Source organism: Rhodomicrobium sp. Az07 (assembly GCF_018619475.1).
Classification (GTDB): Bacteria; Pseudomonadota; Alphaproteobacteria; order Rhizobiales; family Rhodomicrobiaceae; genus Rhodomicrobium.
This window is the reverse complement of sequence record NZ_JAHFZG010000003.1, coordinates 1-18,739: the sequence shown is the minus strand read 5'-3', so window position 1 is coordinate 18,739 and position 18,739 is coordinate 1. Positions and strand designations below refer to the sequence as shown.

At 60.4% G+C, this 18,739-nt stretch carries 18 protein-coding genes and 1 tRNA gene; 5 read left to right on the top strand and 14 right to left on the bottom strand.

All coding sequences use genetic code 11. The features are described 5' to 3' along the window. Window positions 1-6 precede the first annotated feature (6 nt). The 11 genes from KKP04_RS02830 to KKP04_RS02780 form a co-directional block, all read right to left on the bottom strand. Window positions 7-471 carry a GyrI-like domain-containing protein gene (locus KKP04_RS02830; RefSeq protein ID WP_215026369.1) on the bottom strand — a complete coding sequence of 155 codons (465 nt, stop codon included), beginning with the start codon at window positions 469-471 and terminating at the stop codon, window positions 7-9. 64 nt (window positions 472-535) lie between these two features. Continuing rightward, window positions 536-1,639 carry a phenylalanine--tRNA ligase subunit alpha gene (gene pheS / locus KKP04_RS02825; RefSeq protein WP_215026367.1) on the bottom strand — a complete coding sequence of 368 codons (1,104 nt, stop codon included), beginning with the start codon at window positions 1,637-1,639 and terminating at the stop codon, window positions 536-538. A 138-nt stretch (window positions 1,640-1,777) separates the two neighbouring features. Continuing rightward, window positions 1,778-2,710, bottom strand: coding sequence for a glycosyltransferase family 8 protein (locus tag KKP04_RS02820; protein ID WP_215026364.1), 933 nt, complete (start codon window positions 2,708-2,710; stop codon window positions 1,778-1,780). Between the two features lie 196 nt (window positions 2,711-2,906). After that, a complete protein-coding gene (locus KKP04_RS02815) occupies window positions 2,907-3,098 on the bottom strand; it encodes a hypothetical protein (protein WP_215026361.1) in 192 nt (63 codons plus the stop codon). After that, on the bottom strand, window positions 3,095-3,469 hold the full coding sequence (gene rplT, locus KKP04_RS02810; RefSeq protein ID WP_215026357.1) for a 50S ribosomal protein L20: 375 nt from the start codon (window positions 3,467-3,469) through the stop codon (window positions 3,095-3,097). The genes KKP04_RS02815 and rplT overlap by 4 nt, the downstream gene beginning before the upstream one ends. A gap of 42 nt (window positions 3,470-3,511) precedes the next feature. Continuing rightward, complete coding sequence (rpmI, locus tag KKP04_RS02805; protein WP_013418491.1) at window positions 3,512-3,715, bottom strand: 50S ribosomal protein L35; 204 nt, start codon at window positions 3,713-3,715, stop codon at window positions 3,512-3,514. A gap of 156 nt (window positions 3,716-3,871) precedes the next feature. Continuing rightward, on the bottom strand, window positions 3,872-4,741 hold the full coding sequence (locus KKP04_RS02800; RefSeq protein ID WP_215026354.1) for a glycosyltransferase family A protein: 870 nt from the start codon (window positions 4,739-4,741) through the stop codon (window positions 3,872-3,874). Between the two features lie 87 nt (window positions 4,742-4,828). Next, on the bottom strand, window positions 4,829-6,124 hold the full coding sequence (gene purB, locus KKP04_RS02795; protein WP_215027030.1) for an adenylosuccinate lyase: 1,296 nt from the start codon (window positions 6,122-6,124) through the stop codon (window positions 4,829-4,831). 10 nt (window positions 6,125-6,134) lie between these two features. After that, entirely contained in the window at window positions 6,135-6,983 is an 849-nt protein-coding gene (gene murI, locus KKP04_RS02790; protein ID WP_215026351.1) for a glutamate racemase, read from the bottom strand. A gap of 83 nt (window positions 6,984-7,066) precedes the next feature. Continuing rightward, the gene (locus KKP04_RS02785) at window positions 7,067-8,086 is read right to left on the bottom strand and encodes a P1 family peptidase (RefSeq protein WP_215026349.1); all 1,020 of its coding nucleotides are present in this window, start codon (window positions 8,084-8,086) and stop codon (window positions 7,067-7,069) included. A gap of 174 nt (window positions 8,087-8,260) precedes the next feature. Beyond that, complete coding sequence (locus KKP04_RS02780; RefSeq protein ID WP_215026345.1) at window positions 8,261-9,241, bottom strand: SPOR domain-containing protein; 981 nt, start codon at window positions 9,239-9,241, stop codon at window positions 8,261-8,263. Window positions 9,242-9,764: 523 nt separating this feature from the next. Between KKP04_RS02780 and KKP04_RS02775 the strand changes: the two genes are divergently transcribed. Further along, window positions 9,765-9,854, top strand: a tRNA-Ser gene (locus tag KKP04_RS02775). A gap of 84 nt (window positions 9,855-9,938) precedes the next feature. Here the strand turns inward: KKP04_RS02775 and KKP04_RS02770 are convergent. Continuing rightward, window positions 9,939-10,280, bottom strand: coding sequence for a tyrosine-type recombinase/integrase (locus tag KKP04_RS02770; protein ID WP_251133867.1), 342 nt, complete (start codon window positions 10,278-10,280; stop codon window positions 9,939-9,941). Then, the gene (locus KKP04_RS15870; protein WP_371818684.1) at window positions 10,226-10,696 is read right to left on the bottom strand and encodes a recombinase family protein; all 471 of its coding nucleotides are present in this window, start codon (window positions 10,694-10,696) and stop codon (window positions 10,226-10,228) included. Before KKP04_RS15870 ends, KKP04_RS02770 begins: the two co-directional genes overlap by 55 nt. A 54-nt stretch (window positions 10,697-10,750) precedes the next feature. Here KKP04_RS15870 and KKP04_RS02760 point away from each other — a divergent pair, with 54 nt between their 5' ends. Both KKP04_RS02760 and KKP04_RS02755 read left to right on the top strand, forming a co-directional pair. Next, window positions 10,751-12,568 carry an ABC transporter ATP-binding protein gene (locus KKP04_RS02760; protein WP_215026330.1) on the top strand — a complete coding sequence of 606 codons (1,818 nt, stop codon included), beginning with the start codon at window positions 10,751-10,753 and terminating at the stop codon, window positions 12,566-12,568. 17 nt (window positions 12,569-12,585) lie between these two features. Continuing rightward, window positions 12,586-14,379 (top strand): ABC transporter ATP-binding protein, encoded by a 1,794-nt coding sequence (locus tag KKP04_RS02755; RefSeq protein ID WP_251133866.1) that lies wholly within the window; start codon window positions 12,586-12,588, stop codon window positions 14,377-14,379. A gap of 145 nt (window positions 14,380-14,524) precedes the next feature. Here KKP04_RS02755 and KKP04_RS02750 read toward each other — a convergent pair whose 3' ends face one another. Then, window positions 14,525-15,526, bottom strand: a complete 1,002-nt coding sequence (locus tag KKP04_RS02750) for a helix-turn-helix transcriptional regulator (protein ID WP_371818691.1) — start codon at window positions 15,524-15,526, stop codon at window positions 14,525-14,527. 36 nt (window positions 15,527-15,562) lie between these two features. Between KKP04_RS02750 and KKP04_RS02745 the strand changes: the two genes are divergently transcribed. Next, window positions 15,563-17,629: a TonB-dependent receptor gene (locus tag KKP04_RS02745; RefSeq protein ID WP_215026327.1), complete on the top strand. Its 2,067-nt coding sequence runs from the start codon at window positions 15,563-15,565 to the stop codon at window positions 17,627-17,629. Between the two features lie 165 nt (window positions 17,630-17,794). After that, a complete protein-coding gene (locus tag KKP04_RS02740) occupies window positions 17,795-18,193 on the top strand; it encodes a hypothetical protein (RefSeq protein WP_215026324.1) in 399 nt (132 codons plus the stop codon). Window positions 18,194-18,739 lie beyond the last annotated feature (546 nt).

Sequence of the window (18,739 nt, the reverse complement as noted above, 5' to 3'; positions counted from 1 at the left end):
CTGTTTTCAAGCCAACGGGACGTAAAGGTCCGTTACAAGATCGGTCGGCTTCGTGTTCATCGGATCGTTGACATAATCCTCGAAGGCGGGCCCCTCTCGCATAGGGCGGCCGAGTTTCGACAACCCGTCGCTATAAAGCCAGGCCCAAGCGTCGCCCAAACCTTCATAAGGCCCGACAAAGCGCAGCACGGCATAATGGCCGCCTTCGATCATCGCGGACTCGAGTGGAGGCTCGACCGCCATGGGAGCACCGACGACGAACGCCGCCAGCGAGCGAAGCTCTTCAGCCGGAACTGCGCCCGGATCGTCGTAATAGACGCCCACGCATCCAGTCATAACGGCGTCGATTCCGCGGGCACCCGCGATCTCGGCAAGACGGCCGAAGGTAGCTCCGATGTCCTGATAACGTCCCCGATGGCTAAGTCCGACGAGATGCTTCGGTTGGATTGTCTTGATTGAAATATCGTACATCAGCTGTCCTCCCGGTCGAGAGACAGTCATATACGCCTGTTCGCCGCTTGCTGGAAGGTTTTCCTTAGTTAGAAAGGCCGCCGGCGAGCGACGGCACGGCCAAGGGCGAGAAGCCGTAATGCTTGAGCCAGCGCAGATCGCCGGAGAAGAACGCGCGCAGGTCGGGCATGCCGTATTTCAGCATGGCGATTCGGTCGATGCCCATGCCGAAGGCGAAGCCCTGCCACTCGTCCGGGTCGATCCCGCAGGAGCCCAGCACGTTCGGATGCACCATGCCGCAGCCGAGGATTTCGAGCCAATCGTTCCCCTGCCCTATCTTCAACTCCGGCCCGGATCGGTCGCACTGGATGTCCACCTCGGCGGACGGCTCCGTGAACGGGAAATGCGACATGCGGAAGCGCATGTTCACGTCCGACACCTCGAAGAACGCCTTGCAGAACTCCTCAAGCACCCATTTCAGGTGGCCCATATGCGTGGCGCGGTCGATGACGAGGCCCTCGACCTGATGGAACATCGGCGTGTGCGTCTGGTCCGAATCCATGCGATAGACGCGGCCCGGCGCGATGATGCGGATCGGCGGCTGGCTCGCCATCATGGTGCGCACCTGCACGGGCGAGGTGTGCGTGCGAAGCAGGAGGCGTTCGCCCTGCTCGTCCGGATTGAAGAAGAACGTGTCGTGAGCCTCGCGCGCCGGATGGCCGACCGGGAAATTCAGCCGCGTGAAATTGTTGTCGTCGGTCTCGATGTCCGGGCCTTCCGCAACCGAAAAGCCCATGTCGGCGAAGATCACCATCAGTTCTTCCCAGACGCGGGAGATGGGATGGATGCGGCCTTCGGCGGCGGGGTTCGCGCGCACGGGCAGCGTCACGTCCACGCGGTCGGTCGCGAGCTTTTCGGCAAGCGCTGCGGCTTCGAGTTCGGCCTTGCGCGCATCGAGCGCGGCGGCGACCGCGTCTTTCACGACATTGACCGCCTGCCCGAAGCTCTTGCGCTCTTCCGCCGGGAGCCCGCCGAGCTTTTTCATAAGCTCCGAGATTTCGCCCTTCTTGCCAAGCGCTGACACGCGGATGGCATCGAGCGCCGCGAGGTCGCCCGCGCCCCCCACCGCCTCAAGCAGCCGGTTCGACAGGGCGTCAAGGTCGGGTGCGGACTCCGCAAGCGTTTCCATGGGTGCTTCTCGTTCGGGAATGGTGAGGCGATGTGCGATGGCGTGCCACTTTTGGCCGGAGGGGTCAAGGCTGTCGCTTCAGCGGCGCAAAGCGCTAAGGGCGAATATTCCTCGCGGCCTCGATTTTCGCGCAAGCGTTCAGGCTGGCGTGACTTCCTTGCCGGAATAGTTCCTCTTGAGGTGGGAGGATACGGGGCCATGCCTTCTAAGGGTGGACAGCCAATAGCGATACTCCCCACGAAGCTGCGCTCGAAAGCTCAAGTCGGGGATGTAGTCGCTCCAAGCCGTATCCTTGAATGCATCGCGGTAAAAATTCCTGTACTCCCTGTGAAGCCACAAAGAGCCGGGGTGCCAGGGACGCTCGCCCAACCCGGCGAAGTGAACGATCGCCGGCTTGATCGAGCGCCGATAATGAAAGGGGCTGGTGAAATTCCAGATCACGGGAAGCCGAAGCCATCGACCGGCCAGAACCTTGTTGAGGACATCCTGGTCCCGCCGTCTCCAGGGAAACTGCTCCAGTTCACTCTCGGATCGTTCCCATATTCCTTCGGCGCGAGACCGCGCCATATCGAACATTATTACGCCAGCATTGAAGTAATTGCCATAAGAGAGACCTAAAGCGTTTAAACGCTCGTAGTTCCCCTTCCACGGTTTCATCAAATCGGCGGCGGCCGCCGCCGCATAGCCGTTCAGATTAACTTTAAAAAGATTGGACAGAGACTTGACAACAATCACATCGCAATCGAGGTAAAGAATTCTCTCGTATGAATTTTGTATATATTGATCGATCCGCAAGCGGAGAGCAGTACCCCCATACTTCCTTGCAGCTTCGCCTAATTCGTCTCTCTTGAGGTTTATAAGCTTTATGGGAATATTTTTCTTCTCCGCAAATTCAAGAACCTGGGCTTCCTGTTCGGGCGGAATATCGAGGCCTACGATGATCTTGTCGAACGCAATGTCCGGAGAAGCGAGGTGCGCCGAATAAAGGGTCGCGCATGCAAGCTGCAGCATGTTCTTGTCGGTGCAGACAACCACCGCAAAAGGTACTTTGGGCTGCTCGGAAGTGGGCATCGTTGCTTCCCTACGTTTGAAAAACCGAACCAGACGCGAGCCTGCGTCATAAAAACGGCTTAGCTCTAGCGAGCCCGGTCTTTCTTGGCAACGACCAATCGCTAACCCGCGCGGCTATTCCGCCGGAAGCGGCCTTATCGATGCAACAGGAAGGGGGGTGAAGGCGCACTCTTTGAGGCGGGCTTAGTCGAAAGCGTTAATTCAGCCGCGCGTGGGAGGAGGGCTCTTTCCTGCCCTCCTTCTCCGAAATCAGCTTCAGAACATAAGTGATCTCGTCGCGCGCATCCCGCGTGGCGCGGGCGTCCTCCCTCGGAATTTCGTCGGCAATCCGAAGGAGGATGTTTGCCAGCGCAAGCAACTCGGGCACTGTCAGTTCGTCAAGTTTCATGCAGACCTAAGCTCCGCGGGCAGAGCCTCGCGCGCCTTGCCGACAAGCGCCGCGAAGCCAGCCGGATCGGTGATGGCAAGATCCGACAGAACCTTGCGGTCGATCACGATGCCCGCCTTGTTGAGGCCGTCGATGAAGCGGCCATAGGTGAGGCCATGCTCGCGCGTGGCGGCGTTGATACGCTGGATCCACAGCGAGCGGAAATTGCGCTTCTTCGTCCGGCGGTCGCGATAAGCGTATTGCAGGCTCTTTTCGACCGCCTGCTTCGCGATACGGATCGTGTTCTTGCGGCGGCCGTAAAAGCCCTTCGCCTGCTCAAGAACCTTTTTATGACGGGCGTGTGCGGTTACACCGCGCTTCACACGTGACATTGTTCGTCGTCTCCAAGCTCAATCGTTGCGTTTTTCGAGTGATCAGTCAAGCCCGTAGGGGGCCCACTTCTTCACATGGTTCGCATCGCCCGGTTCGAGGACGACGCTGCCGCGCGAGTTGCGAATGAACTTCGGTGTCCGCTTGATCATGCCGTGTCGCTTGCCGGCCTGCCCGGCGAGAACCTTGCCGGTGCCGGTGATCTTGAAGCGCTTTTTCACGCCACTCTTGGTCTTCATCTTGGGCATTTTGCTTCCTTTCTTATTAGTTCGCTCTCACGAAACAGCTTTTGCGGCTGAAGAAGCCGCTTGCGCGTCTCGCTTTTGGAGAAGCACGAAAAAGCCGCCACGGCATGCCCTGAAATGCGCCGGGCGGCTCGGTCCGGGGAGAATATGCCGACGTTGTCAAAGACGCAACTGTTTCGGCGGCGGCGGGACAAGGGTTTGGATGTTAAGCTCTTCGGCGAATAGGAAGTCGCGAGCGGCGAGGTCGTAGTGCTGCATGATCGCCGCCAAATTTTTGTCGTTAGCTCCTAATCCGTTTATATCCTTAAGAGCGTTGTGTCGCCTGTAGCGCAGCGACTTACGCTTCTCTCGTTTTTTTCGAGCAATGGACACAACTTTGGTTCCCGCCATCATAAGCATCACCTTGAACCACAAGTCGTCCGTTGTGGGAGCCAGCGCCATGAACAACTCGCCATGGCTAACATCGGAGTGAAGACAACGCGGCGGATAAAGAACGCCGTCCACGCCTCTGCCGAACACCTGCATTCCGACAATATTCCTGGCATCTGACCAGCAGTCGTACGGAACGAATTCTTCGTAGTTTTTTGCCACCATCAGTTTTGCACCGAGGCTCACGGCGCAACCCGGATGGCGGGCGCCAGCCTCAACAAGACGTTGAACGAGATAGGGCGGATATACGAGATCGTCGTCTACGGTGATGATCGTTTTGTCGGGTTCAGCCACAAGCGCATGTACGAGCTTGTTATATGGCCGAAAATTTTCCTCGCAGATGACGATTTCGAAGCGTTCGCCCTCAAGCGCTCGGAGAGAGCGGGGAATCTGCGCGGATTCAACTTCGCTCTTCGCCAGAAACAATATGACCTTTTCGGGCATCAGGTTCTGAGTGAGAAGCGATTTGATACACAGATGCAAATTGCCGAATCGGTTTGGGAAACTCGTCAGAGAAACGATGACGTTTTCCGCCACCGGCGCGCTGCGGAGCTTTTGACGCAATGAGCGCCCCGCCACATGCAACGAATGTCGGTTCATGCTTGGTACTCCGCCTAGCTTCCATGTCGAAGCGAAACCTCTAGCATCCCGTACGACGAGCCGCATGAGTAAATGCGGCCCCCGTCGTCAGTTACCAAAAACCCGAGCGAAGATCGCATCCACATTGCGCATGTGATGCTGCGGATCGAACAGCGCCTCGATCTTCTCCGGCGGGAGCGCCGCCGTCACGTCCGCGTCGGCCTTGAGGAAGGCGAGGAACTCGCCCTCACCACGAAACGCGAGCATGGCGTTGCGCTGCACGAGGCGATAGGCGTCCTCGCGGCTGACGCCCGCCTGGGTCAGCGCAAGCAGCACCTGCTGCGAATGCACGAGCCCGCCGCCGCGTTCGAGGTTCGCTTTCATCTTATCGGGGTAAACCACGAGCTTGTCGATCACGCCCGCGAGCCGTGCCAGCGCGAAATCGAGCGTCACGGTCGCGTCCGGGCCGATCAGCCGCTCGACCGACGAATGCGAGATGTCGCGTTCGTGCCACAGCGCCACGTTTTCCATCGCCGGGATCGCATAGCCGCGCACGAGGCGCGCAAGGCCGGTGAGGTTTTCGGTCAGCACCGGATTGCGCTTGTGCGGCATCGCCGACGAGCCCTTCTGCCCTTCCGAGAAGAACTCTTCCGCCTCGCCTACTTCGGTTCGCTGAAGGTGGCGGATCTCGGTCGCGAGCCGCTCCACCGACGACGCGATGACGCCGAGCGTCGCGAAGAACATGGCGTGGCGGTCGCGCGGGATGACCTGCGTCGAGACAGGCTCCGGCTTCAGGCCGAGCTTTTCGGCGACGTAAGCCTCAACGCGCGGATCGAGATGCGCGAAGGTGCCGACCGCACCGGAAATCGCCGCCGTGCCGATATCCTCCTTCGCGCGCAGGAGACGCTCTTTCGCGCGGGTGAACTCCGCATAGCCCAGCGCCATCTTGAGGCCGAACGTCGTCGGCTCGGCGTGGATGCCGTGGCTGCGGCCCACGGTGACGGTGTATTTATGTTCGAGCGCACGGCGCTTCAGCGCGGCAAGCACCGCGTCGATGTCGGCAAGCAGAATGTCGGCGGCGCGGGTCAGTTGCACGGCGAGGCAGGTGTCGAGCACGTCGGACGAGGTCATGCCCTGGTGCATGAAGCGCGCCTCGGGGCCTGTATGTTCGCTGACGCTCGTCAGGAAGGCGATGACATCGTGCTTCACCTCGCGCTCGATCTCGTCGATGCGGGCGATGTCGAACGCGCCCTTGTCGCGCAAAACCTTGGACGTGCCCGCCGGGATCGTGCCGAGCTGCTCCATCGCTTCGGCGGCGAGCGTCTCGATTTCGAGCCAGATTTCATAGCGTGACTGGTCGGACCAGATGGCGGCCATCTGCGGGCGGGAATAGCGCGGGATCATGGAAAAACTCTCAGGCTGCGGCGGCTGCGCCGTCTTCTGCATCGATCTTTGCAGCGATGCTTAACTGATGAGCCTGCAAAAGTGCAAGCAGCGATGGCAAGGGTGTGCGTCCCGAAGTGAACGCGATGGTGCCGTGACCGCGTTTCGCGCCGACGCCGACGACGTGGCCGCGCTCAGAAAGGACGTTCGCGATGCGGCGCGCGATGGCGGGCGCGGGGTCGAGCCATATCACGGGCCACGGCGAAAGCGCGTCGACGCGTTCGAGCAGAAGCGGGTAATGCGTGCAGCCGAGCACCACGACATCGGTGCGCGCCCCGCCGTCTTCCACGAAGCACGGCGCAATCTCCCGCGCGATGGCGGCATCGGAAACCGGCTCGCCGCTGGCAAAGCTTTCGGCAAGCTCCGCGAGGTTCGCCGCGCCGACGAGCGTCACGCGCACGCCCGAGGCATAGGTCTCGATCAGCGTATGGGTGTATTCCCGCGCGACCGTGCCGGGCGTGGCGAGCACCGAAACAAGGCCGCTTCGGGTGATGGCGGCAGCGGGCTTGATCGCGGGCACGGTGCCGACGAAGGGCACGGCGAAGGCCGCCCTGAGCGCCGAAAGCGCGACCGTCGAGGCGGTGTTGCAGGCGAGGACGACGCAATCCGGCTCGAACGCGGCAAGCGCTTCGCCGACGAGATGGAGAAGCCGCTCGACCAGTTCGCCCTCGGGCTTCGAGCCGTAGGGAAAGGCGGCGTCATCGGCGATGAACAGCACTTCTGCCTCAGGAATGGCCGCGCGTGCGGCCTTCAGCACGGTGAGACCGCCAAGGCCCGAGTCGAGGAAAAGAAGCCTCGCGGCGCGTTTGCTGTCGCTCATGCTGTCGCCCGTCGCCTCTCGGCCCTTCGCGCGCAGGGATAGCCCCGCGCGGTCACGCGAAATCCGCGCGAGTCATACTGCATTCATGCGCTTGCGAAAAGGTTGCGATAGCTCTGCGTGCCGTCCGGCAGCGATGCGGAAGCCTCATGGACGCCCCGCGCGATGGCCCGTGCGAGGCAATTCGCGGCGGCAGCACCGATGAAGGGCAGCGCCGTGTCGCGATCAGAAAGCCCTGCCCTGCCCGTGGCCAGCGCGAAAACGATGTCGCCATCGAGCGGCGAGAAAACCGGATGGATCGCGCGCGCCATGCCAGCCGCCGCCATCGTCGCGACGCGTTTCGCCTGCATTTGCGTCAGCGGCGCGTCGGTCGCGACGACACAGAGCGTCGTGTTTGCGCCAGCGAGCGCCCCATATTTAAGCACGGGCCGCGCGGCTTCTGCCGGGAGCGGATGAGGCAGGCCGAGGCCGCCGAATTCGCCGCCGCGCTCATATGGAGCGGCCCAGAAATGCGGCGTGTCCGCGACCGTCACGGCGCCTGCCGCGTTCACGGCCGCGAGCGCGCCGACGACCACCGATCCGCCGTCGAACGTCAGGTGCTCCGACGCGCTTCCGAGGCCGCCGCGCATGGAAAGCCCTGCCCCCCGCGCGACCGTCGCGCCGTAGCCCGCGCCCGCCGAACCGAGCGCGAAATCGCCCGCTGCTGCCTCCGCCGCCTTGAAACCAAGCTCGCGATAGGGCGCTGCGCGTCCCCAATCCTTGTTTCCACCATTGATGAGGTCGAACAGGATCGCTTGCGGGACGATGGGCACGCGCACAGGGCCGATCTGAAAGCCGCGTCCGTTTTCTCGAAGCCAGATCTGCACGCCGCTCGCCGCGTCGAGGCCGAAGGCGCTGCCGCCGGAAAGCACGATTGCGTCCGCCGCGCCGACCGTCCCTTCGAGGCTGATCGCATCGCGCTCCCGCGTGCCGGGGCCGCCGCCCATCACCGTCGCCGCCGCAACCACCGGCGCATCGGCCAGAATGACCGTTGTGCCGCTAGCGATGCGGGCGTCCTCGGCGTTGCCGACGTTCAGCCCCTCCACATCGGTGATGAGATTGCGCACGCGGTCCGCTCCCGTGAAAGAGTACGAACATAATGTAGCGCGTGCGACGCGTTAGCGAAGTGGCTACAGCGTCGTGCCGCAGATCGGATGCGGCACAACGCTGTAAATTTTTGTTGTCGATCAGCTTAATGGCCTGTGCGCGCACGCCGAAATCGTTACGCGACGTCAACAGATTTACGGTGTGACAGTGCAGGAGATGCCGCGCTGCGTGATCGCCCGGCATAACGCTGTCGCCGCGGTCTTCGCCTTGTATGGCCCGGCCTGAATGCGGTAGCCCCCCGAACCCCTCTCGACATCGAGATTGCGGTTCACGAGGATGTCTGAAAGCTGCGCCTTGATCTGGCGAGCGGTGGCAAGCCCGGACTGCTGACTCGGCGAAGAGCCGAAAACGATCAGGAACCCGTCGGCCGGTGCCACGACCGCCGACGCCGAGGTCGAAACCGGGGTCACGGCGGACGTGCGGACGGTCGGTGCGGGGGGTGATTTCGCAACCCGCGGGGGCCTCACCGGAGCATCTGCCTGAAGCGAGGGATCGACGCGAATTGGCGCGGCGCGGCGCGTCGCCGCGGGGCTCATGACAACCGCGGAGGCAGCCGATTGTGACGCGGCGGATGCCTGCCACCCCCGCTGCTGGGGCTGCGCCTGAGCGGCCTGCTGACCGCCTGACGATCCTCCGCCGAAAATACTGTCGAAGAAGCCGCCTATGCCGCCCGAGGAGGCCGGGGCCTGCTGTTGCGCATAATAAGGAGAGGGCTGCGGTGCCCCCGCCTGCCTGGAGCGCTCTTGAACTGCCTGCGATTGCGGCAACGCCGACGCTTGCTGCTGCTGCTGCGGGGCCAAACCCATTGCCGCCATGACGCGTTCCTTGCCCTCCGTTGCCGTCTTGCGGTCGGCGGCGGGCAGGCTCTCCATCCAGAGCGCGTTGGAATAATCCTGGAGCGCGCGGGCATAGGAGCGGCTTCTTTCGTTGATGCGGGCGCGAAGCAGGATCGCACGCGCCGCGAGTTCTCCATTGAGACCGGCGCGAAAGGCGGCGTCGATGAGGGACGAAGCGTCCGAATAGGCTCCGGCGTCGAAGGATCTGGTTGCGCGGCTCAGGAGATACAGACCGCGACTGTCGCCGCTCTGCGCGAAGGCTCCGCTAAACGAGCCCAAGGGCAACCCTGCGGAAAGACCGAAGGACAAGCCGAAAACGACAACAAACAATCTGATGCAGCCAAGCCCCATGGGAAAGCAATGCCCGTTCTATCATGATAAGACATGCGCTAACGCACCCGGACGACCACGCAACCACAAGATTAGGGCATAGCGATGTCTAAGTTGCCTAGCGCGATTCGCTGACGTCAAGACTCCGCGTATGGCAGCTATCCACAAATCCGGAACGAAAGCTTCCCGATTTGCACAAGTATCGAATGGGGTGGCAAGGTCGTGACTCGCGAGAACGGTTCCATCGTCCCGAGATCATCGGCACCACCGGCCACGCCATGCCGGATGTGGATCGCAATGGAAGGCCTGGCATGGACGCGCGTTTAGCGACGCCGCGAGGCGAAAAATGAGACAGTGACGGGTTGCGCAAATCCGGCTTCGCTGATAGGAAACGCGAACCGAAATGCAAACTGAAGCATGATAGCGAAGCGTGAACGCGTTACGTATTTGAAATCACTAGTTTTTTCGGTGCGGAGAGGTGCTAGAGTGGTTGAATAGGCCGGTCTCGAAAACCGGAGTACGGGCAACCGTACCGTGGGTTCGAATCCCACCCTCTCCGCCATCCATCCCAAAAAGATACGTGCTATCAACGGCTTGCTTCTCCATTTTTGAAACCATCGAGCCGTGGTTTCACACCCTTTGTTCGTCAACCGTTCTCACCGAGGATCGCATAAGCCGCCTTGGCAAGGCGAAGCTGGTTCGCCTCGCAGGTGTATCGTTCCACCTCTTTGAGAGTTTGATGGCCGGTAATCGCCGCGATCTGGTGCGCGGTGCAGCCTGCATCGGCAAGTCGTACGGCAGCGCCCTTGCGCAGGCCATGTGCTGAACAATGAGGGAGACCTGCGGCAACGCAGGAATCCTTTACAAAATTGCCAAACCCTTTTTGAGAAAAGGGGTGTCCAAGCGCCGTAACAAGAATTGTTTCGGTTCCGATCATGGGCGCGGCTGCAAGCGTCGCCCGAAGCTCTGGTAGGAGTGGAATGCGCAACGGAACGCCCGTTTTATGCTGCGACAGCGTGACGACATCATCTCGCAGGCGGGCGCATCAACGATCGATGGCGCGTTGTCTTTCGATAACTCCGTGCGGCCATCGCGGCGCGTCCCGCTCTTCTTCTCCGAGAAGATTTTCAAGCAGCCCGCTCCTTCGAGGGCGGCTTGCTGTATCGTGAGATCCTGGTCGGCTGTGCTGACGCGGGCGTAACCAAAGGTTCTGGGCTGTGGAGCTTTGCGTATCATGGCGGAATGTCCGATTAGGTTCCAGACCATTCCTTTGTAGCGTCCGAAAAGAAAAGACGTAAAAAGTGTCTCAAGAAGAGCGTCGGCGAAGAACTGAAGGCTATAGGCTGCTCGGCCTTGTCGTCCGTTTCGATCAATAAAAGTCCCGATCGCGTTAGACATCGCCATCCGAAAAGAGCTTCGTTCAGTCGGGAAGAAACAGGCGTCGGGGGTGCGTGAGCCATGACAACGACAAGTGTCGGCTTCGAAGTAGACGCAGACCCGAGAGATCCCAAGGCATCGAGCGGCGAAACGTCGAGCCCCGACTATTTCGCGAGCCTGCGGCTTGTCGGGCGCTTCATGGAGGGCGCGCGGCTCAAGCTCGGCGCGACTGTCGTCATCGCGACTTTCGCCGTTACCTGCGAGTTGGTCCCCGTCTGGGCGGTTTATCGGCTCGTTTGCGAGATCATTGCGGGTTCGCTGGCGTGGTCCTCGGTCCTGGCTTATGCGGGAGTTTCGCTGCTGGCGGTCCTCATGGGATTTGCGGCGATGGGCTTCGCCCTGGCGCTGTCACATATCGTTGCTTTCGACGCCATCTACCGCATGCGTCTTGGCGTGGCCCGACACATGGCGCGGCTGCCGCTCGGCTATTTCGCCGACCGTCCAAGCGGCGACGCCAAGAAACTTGTCATCGACGAGCCCGAAAAGCTCGAACTCATCGTTGCTCACGGTGTGCCGGAAGGCGTCAGCGCGCTGGCGACGTGGCTAGCGGTTTCCGTCTGGCTGTTCGTGGTCGACTGGCGCATGGCGCTTGCGGCGATCATCGTGACACCCGTTTCATTCGCACTCCTCATCACGGCGATGGCGCGGGGGGGCCGACGCGCCGGCGCCTATCAGGCGGCTCAACAACGCATGAACGCCGCGATTGTCGAGTATCTTGCGGGCATGGGGGTTGTGAAGATCTTCAACCGCACCGGCGAGAGCTTTGCCGCGACCAGCGAGGCGGTGCGAAACTACGCGAAGATCGAAACGGAATGGGCGCGCGACTATCTTCCGCTTGGCGGCACCTTCTTCAGCCTGGTTCTCACCAACATCGTTTTCATCTTGCCCGTCGGCCTGTTCCTTATGGCGGCTGGTAGCCTCGACCTGCCCACGCTCGTCTTCTTCATCATCCTCGGCGCTAATTACAGCCAGCCGCTGCTGAAGCTGTTCAACCAGTTCCATGACCTCGCCCATATCAGCATGGGGTCGATGCTTATCGCGGAGGTTCTCGATACGGCCCCGCAGGCAGACCGGCGGGACGGGCCGAAGCCTAAGGGAAACGATGTCGCCTTCGAGAATGTGCGCTTCGGCTATGGCGAGCAAGACGTGTTGCACGGCGTCAGCTTCACGGCGCGCGCGGGGGCTGTGACAGCCCTCGTCGGGCCGTCCGGAGGCGGCAAGAGCACAATCGCAAGCCTTGTCCCGCGCTTCTGGGATGTGCGGTCGGGCCGCGTGACCGTCGGTGGCGTCGATGTCCGCGACATGAGCCTCGACGACCTCATGGATACGGTCGCCTTCGTGTTTCAGAACACCTTTCTGTTCTCGGACACCATCGCCGCCAATATCCGGTTCGGAAATCCCGACGCGACCGACGAAGAGGTTGAAGCCGCCGCCAAGGTAGCGCGCGCGCATGAGTTCATCATGGCGCTGCCGGATGGCTACGCAACACGCCTCGGCGCGAAAGGAACCACGCTTTCGGGTGGCGAGCGTCAGCGCATTGCCATTGCCCGGGCCATTCTGAAGGACGCTCCCATTATCGTTCTCGACGAGGCCACGGCCTTCGCCGACCCCGATAACGAAGCAGCGATACAGGAGGCGATTGAGGCACTGACCGCTGGGCGCACCCTGATCATCGTCGCCCATCGACTTCACACCATCTCCGCCGCCGATACTATCGTCGTGATCGACCATGGACGTATCGCCGAAACCGGCCGGCACGAAAACCTTGTCGCGCAGGACGGCCTTTACGCGCGCCTTTGGGCCGATCACACGGCCGCGCGCTCGCAAGCGCTGCGCTAGAGGCGGGAGACAAGATCATGACTGACACAGTCGCGGCTATGACCGATCCCACAGGAACAGAGGTCCGCTCCGATCTCGAAAGCTTCAAACGGCTCTGGGCGTTGGCGGGACCATTGCGCGGGCGCGTGCTTGCGGGCATCGTCTTTCGTTTCGCGCAGTCCTTCTGCCTCGGGCTTGCCTTCGCCACCGCGATCTCCGTCGTCGGGGCGCTGGCCGATGGGGCGACCATAACTTACGCTTGGGCGTGGCAGGTCACGGGGCTGGTTGCGCTGTCGCTCGCCGGTCAGTTGCTGTTCGGCTATCTTTCCGCCACGCGAAGCTGGTTTGCGAGCTTTGAGCTTGCGGGCGAGTTGCGACTTTCGATGCTGGACCGGCTGCGCCTTCTGCCGCTCGGCTTCCATCTTGCGCGCGACAAGGGCGATACGGTCACGGTGCTGACCTCCGACATGCAGATGTTGGAAAGCTTCATGTCCGACGCCTTGCCGCGCATCGCGCAAGCGTTCGGGCTTCCACTGGCGGTGCTTCTCTACCTTGCATGGCTCGACTGGGCCGTGGCACTCGCTGCTACAGCGTCCATCGCCGCCGGAGTGCCGATCTATTTGTGGTCGAGCCGTCGCCTTGCAGCGCTCGGAATTCACCGGCAAGACATGCAAGCCGAAGCGGCCGCGCGCATGATCGAATATGCGCAGGGCATCGCCGTCATTCGCGCCTTCAACCGCATCGCCAAAGGACAGGAAGATTTCCGCGCCGCTCTCAAGGCGTTCCGCGACATGTCCGTCAACATGGTGATGAAACTCACCGTGCCGCTCATCGGCTTCGGTCTCACCATCATGCTCGGCGTGCCGCTCCTGATTTGCGTTGCCGGAACAAGGCTTATTGGCGGGGCTATCGATACGCAAACTGCTCTCGCGGCCCTGATGCTGGTGTTTGCGCTCTACGGCCCACTCGTCGGTCTCGTTGCCGTGATGGAGCTGACGCGTATGGCCGATGCATCGCTGACGCGCATGGACCGCATTCTCACCGCCAAGCCTTTGCCGCTACCGCAAGCCGCCCGCGAGCCGAAGGGGTTCGCCGTATCTTTCGACGCTGTCGGCTTTGGCTATACGGCAGCAAGCCCGGTGCTCGACGGTGTGTCTTTCGAGATCCCGGAACGCTCCATGACGGCCATCGTGGGCCCTTCCGGTGCCGGAAAAAGCACGATCCTCAATCTTATTCCTCGGTTCTGGGATGTCGATCGCGGGTCAATCTCCGTCGGCGGCGTCGATATCCGCGACCTTGAGGCAGAAAGCCTGAACCGGCTCATCACTGTCGTGTTTCAGGACGTCTACCTTTTCTCGGGCACGATCCTCGACAACATCGCTTTTGGCCGAAAAGACGCGAGCTTCGAAGAAATAGAGGCAGCGGCCCGCGCCGCTCGGGCGCACGATTTCATCATGGCGTTGCCGGATGGCTATGCAACGCGGGTTGGAGAAGGCGGGGCTGCGCTGTCGGGCGGCGAACGCCAGCGCGTTTCTATCGCGCGTGCGATCCTCAAGGATGCCCCCATTGTGCTGCTCGACGAAGCGACGGCGGCGATCGATCCGACCAACGAGCGCGCCATCCAGGCGGCGCTTCAGTCGCTCGTCGCAGACAAGACGCTCATCGTCGTTGCTCATCGACTATCGACCATCCGCGTCGCCGACCAGATCCTTGTCATGGATCGCGGTCGGATCGTCGAACATGGCCGCCACGAAACGCTCGTCGATGCGGGTGGCCTTTATCAAGGTCTCTGGCATCATTGGACCGAAGCGGCGCAGTGGCGGATAGGCTGACGACAAGGCTTTATCTTGCGAAAGCGGAAAAAGGCCGGGCCATCGGCGCATTGTCAATAAGGCCCGATAAATCTGCGCACTACGCGTTTGCGCCGACCGGATTTATTAATCTCAATGACTGAGTCATTGCTGCGCGATCATGGGACTACCTGCGATAACGGCTTGGCAGCATCCCTTTCTTTGCGGAAAATGTCTTGCTGAAATGGCTCAGGTTGCTGAAGCCCACGGCGAGGGCGGCTTCGGTTACGGTTTTTCCTTCATCTAGAAGCGCGGCTGCGGCTTCGATACGAATGTCGCGAAGATGGGCGTGCACCGAGTTGCCAACGATCTCACGAAATCCTTCCTTGAGCTTGCGTTCGTTGACCCCCACCTCGCGCGCGAGACGCGCGATGGTCCAGTCCACGTCATATTGCGTTTCGACAATCTCCCGCGCATGCTGGACGCGCCGATAATCTTCGCCGCGTAACGCAGGTCTTTGTGGCGAGGGGAGCGAGAACGAGTGGATGACGAGACTTAAGCACTCGATCGCCTTGCTGTAGAGGTAGAGCTTTCGAGCGGTGCCTTCCGCAATTCGGCATCCGGCGATGCAGCGCGCGGCCTGCAGAAGCGGAGGGGGTGCCGGAAATCCGACGAGAAAAAGCCCTCTATCGGGTAGGCTGTGATCGCTCAACAGATCGCAGCCGAGTTGCGCGAGCGGAGCCCCGCCTGCCTTGACCAGAAACCGCTTTTCGAAACGCACATCGATGACGTGAAACCGCTCGGTCGCTTTGACCGTGTTTTCGCCCAGCGTATAGCGGTTGCTCGCAAAAAGCACCCCCAGGCCCGGTTTTACCGCCAACGGGAGCGCACCGTCTATCGCGAATGTCCCCGAGCCGCAGAGACATACACTTAAGGAAAATGTCGGCGGCCCTTCGGCTCGAAACTTGGAAGCGCGGGGGGCGGCGACGTCAACCGTGTAAATCGTGACATCCCTGTCGGGCTGGTCGACACGGGTGAAGCGCCTCCAACCCACGTCATCGATGCTGCATTCGACGGCTTCCCGCCACGTCCGATGCAAACCCGATTGTTGATAAAAAGACACGCTCGGCTCCGATGACGAGTAAGCTTCAGACTCTGTTCCGCTTCTGTCAATAGCAGACCCGTTCACGTTAGACAACAGAACCAGAATATAGTCTACGACTCCATGGGCACTTTGAGTTTGGGAATGGGGTCTAACATGTTGTCACGAAGGTTCGCCGTCACCGTTTTGTTTGGCTATTTTGCTACGTATTATAATTCTAATGTTCTAGCGCAAGAGGTAACAAATACCGTTACATTAGAGGAGATCACCGTTACAGCTAACAAGCGGCCGCAGTCACTTGAAAAGGTCGACGGTGGCATTTCGGTTGTAACCTCGCAACAGCTTCGCGAGAACGATGTGCGAACGGTGGAGGATCTGAAAAAGGTCTTTCCCGGACTGACGATCGATAACCGGGGTAACAGCGCCTACGCCAACATAACCAGTCGCGGGCTCTCGTCGCCGGATTACTACAACCCCGCAGTTCAGGTTTATGTCGACGGAGTGCCGCAAGCCGCTTCAGTGCTGTCGCAGACTCTCGGCGACGTCGAACGCGTCGAGTTTTTGCGAGGTCCGCAGGGAACGTTGTACGGACGCGGCGCCCTCGGCGGCGTCATCAACATCATTTCAAAAGCGCCCAGGGAACAGACGGTGACTGTCGACGCTACAGCTTCCAATCGGTTGTTCGGGATCGGAGCGGTCGCCACCGGCGTAGTGGTGCCTGACACCCTTTTCGTCGATGTCGCGATCAAGGAAACTCACAGGCTCGGGCAGATTACCGACGTGGATCGCGATAACGAGAATATCGACGGGTGGAACGATCTGAGAGGCCGCCTCGGTTTGCGCTATGCACCCGCCGCGGGCCCGTTCGATGCCAGTGCCTGGGTTTCGCATGACTACCTGCGATCGCGCGAGGAAACTTTCATCCTCGATCAGGACGTCAAGGCGCGCAAATATCGAAGTTCGCTTTTCGGCGGTTACAATCTCCTCAATCGCGAAACCACAACCGGCGCGCTCTCCTGGAACTACCGTTTCGGCGATTTCACTATTTCCAACACGTCGTCTTATCAGCACATTACTCTGAAGCGTCTTCTGTTCGGATCACATTTTCCGGAGACGGACAGCCTTTTTAATCAGGAATTGAAGCTGGCATACGTCAGCGCCTCATTGAAGGGTGTGGCAGGGCTCTCCTATTCGAACGACTGGTTCACTCGCGATGCGGACGGTTATCCCGGCTTCTACGGATCATCAAAAAACAAGGTCGAAAGTCGGAGTTCTGCTGCCTTTGGGGAACTGACCTACTCGCTGACGAGCGCGCTCGATATTACTGCGGGCGCTCGTGCCAACTACGATTGGGCGTCTATCGATTACAACCGCCCTGACGTGTTCGCCAACGGCTATGGCTTCTCATTCGACAACACGGCCGACTTCACCGGCATCCAGCCGAAGGTCTCTCTCGGCTATCAGGTGTCTGACGCCACGCGGGTCTACGCGCTCGTCTCGCAAGGCTACAAGGCGGGCGGCTTCAACCACGCCGTCTCAACCCCGCTGGACGCCGTCTCCTACCAACCGGAAACCGCGCTCAATTATGAAGTTGGCGGCAAAGCCGAGCTGTTCGGCGGCATCCTGAAAATATCGTCGGCGGTTTACTATATCGAGTCTTCGGACAAGCAGATTTACGTCGGAGCCGTCGCCAATCAGGTTATCCGCAATGCGGGGAAAGGAGAAAGCTACGGCATCGAAAGTGAAGCTACCTTTCTGCCGACTGACAACCTGACCCTGACGTTAAGCGGACACCTCGGACGATCGACGTTTGTTGATATGACCGACCCGCTAAGTGGAATTACCTATAGCGGCAAGGCCGTTCCTTACGCGCCTAACGCGACGGCCAACCTGTCCGCGCGTTACGTTCTGAACCAGTCGCTGCTTCCCGGTGAAGTGGCCGTGACGGGAGCGGCTCATCTCACCAGCAAGGTCTATTTTGACCCTGCGAATACACTGTCGCAAGCAGGCTACGCCACTTTCGATGCGGGCATTGAATTCGTCCCGGAAAACGGGCCCAAATTCCGGGTCTTCGTCGACAACATCGCGGATACCGCTTATCGGACCTCAAGCTTCGATTATAGCCCTGCCGTCATCTCGACTGTTGGCGAGGGCCGCTTGGTGGGAATTTCGATAAGCAAGCGCTTCTAACGGCGGGGCCGCTCCAGCAGATGCATCGCTCCATGTTACCTCTGGAGCGATGCATCCCCAAACAAATCCGCGTCGCCTTCGCCCTCGTGTCCGTGCGCCGTGCGCCGTGCCGTACGTAGGTGAAGCGATTGAGTAATCATGTTTCCAATGGCCGGGGCTACGATCATGACTTCACCACCAAATTTCGACCATTCCTCATGGCCCATTGCACGCTATCGCATGCCTGATCGGGTGCCCGACGATCTGGCCCAAGAGAGCATCGCCGAGTTCGATGCGCTTCTTGCGCGCAACGAACGTTTTGTGCTGATCATGCACGGCCCCGACATGCCACAGAATTCGAAGTTATTCCTGAGGCTCTATCGCGAATGGTTCAAGCGGAACCGGGCAGCGCAGCAGCGTCTTTGTGCCGGGGCGGTACGGGTCGAGCCTGACGACCGTCGCCGAGCGTCGCTAACTGTCAAAGCAATAAGCCTTCTCAACAAGGCGTTTCTTCCTTATCCTTATCGGGTTGTCGCAAACAATTCAGCTGCTGTCACCCAAGCTCAAGCTTGGTTGACCGAATGACCATCTGCAGGCCGCCTTCGTCTGTCGATTGACGGGAACGGTTGGCTTGACATCGGCGTAGCGGAAGAGGACCGGCAGCACGCGTTTGCGTTCGGTTCTCGCTGGTGAATGTTTAAGCCAGCAAAAGCGTCCCCGACGACTTTCGGTAGGCTGCCGTCGTCATGGAAAGCAGGCGCGTTCCTGTGAGGCGCCCCTCAAATGCGTCCTCTGGCCCCAAGTCGAGCCAATCGCAGGCGGCCGCGAACGCATCGTTATCGTGCGCATCAAGCTGCGTTCGATAATGATTGATCATGATTTTGCACTCGATGAAAGAAGGGTGCTTGGGATCCTTTCGAGCTTGGCGGCAAGCTCTCGCCGCACCGCGTCGGGGTCAATCATGGTGACCGAGCCGGACAATTCGACAAGAGACTGGGCGAAAAAGCGCGTCAAGCAGTTTAGGTGATAAACCCATAAAGGGGATTCCCGAATCGGGCGTGTCGTGATTCAAACTCCCAAACGAGGGAGTTTCTCATGGCGCGCTTCGATCTGACGGAGTTCGAGTGGTCT

Bases quoted from the DNA above. Each gene is read 5' to 3' on its own strand.
- KKP04_RS02830 (WP_215026369.1), bottom strand. From the start codon at position 471: ATGTACGATATTTCAATCAAGACAATCCAACCGAAGCATCTCGTCGGA.
- KKP04_RS02760 (WP_215026330.1), top strand. From the start codon at position 10,751: ATGACAACGACAAGTGTCGGCTTCGAAGTAGACGCAGACCCGAGAGAT.
- KKP04_RS15870 (WP_371818684.1), bottom strand. From the start codon at position 10,696: ATGGCGATGTCTAACGCGATCGGGACTTTTATTGATCGAAACGGACGA.
- KKP04_RS02740 (WP_215026324.1), top strand. From the start codon at position 17,795: ATGACTTCACCACCAAATTTCGACCATTCCTCATGGCCCATTGCACGC.
- KKP04_RS02815 (WP_215026361.1), bottom strand. From the start codon at position 3,098: ATGAAACTTGACGAACTGACAGTGCCCGAGTTGCTTGCGCTGGCAAAC.
- KKP04_RS02745 (WP_215026327.1), top strand. From the start codon at position 15,563: ATGGGCACTTTGAGTTTGGGAATGGGGTCTAACATGTTGTCACGAAGG.
- KKP04_RS02800 (WP_215026354.1), bottom strand. From the start codon at position 4,741: ATGAACCGACATTCGTTGCATGTGGCGGGGCGCTCATTGCGTCAAAAG.
- KKP04_RS02820 (WP_215026364.1), bottom strand. From the start codon at position 2,710: ATGCCCACTTCCGAGCAGCCCAAAGTACCTTTTGCGGTGGTTGTCTGC.
- rpmI (WP_013418491.1), bottom strand. From the start codon at position 3,715: ATGCCCAAGATGAAGACCAAGAGTGGCGTGAAAAAGCGCTTCAAGATC.
- murI (WP_215026351.1), bottom strand. From the start codon at position 6,983: ATGAGCGACAGCAAACGCGCCGCGAGGCTTCTTTTCCTCGACTCGGGC.
- KKP04_RS02755 (WP_251133866.1), top strand. From the start codon at position 12,586: ATGACTGACACAGTCGCGGCTATGACCGATCCCACAGGAACAGAGGTC.
- pheS (WP_215026367.1), bottom strand. From the start codon at position 1,639: ATGGAAACGCTTGCGGAGTCCGCACCCGACCTTGACGCCCTGTCGAAC.
- rplT (WP_215026357.1), bottom strand. From the start codon at position 3,469: ATGTCACGTGTGAAGCGCGGTGTAACCGCACACGCCCGTCATAAAAAG.
- purB (WP_215027030.1), bottom strand. From the start codon at position 6,124: ATGATCCCGCGCTATTCCCGCCCGCAGATGGCCGCCATCTGGTCCGAC.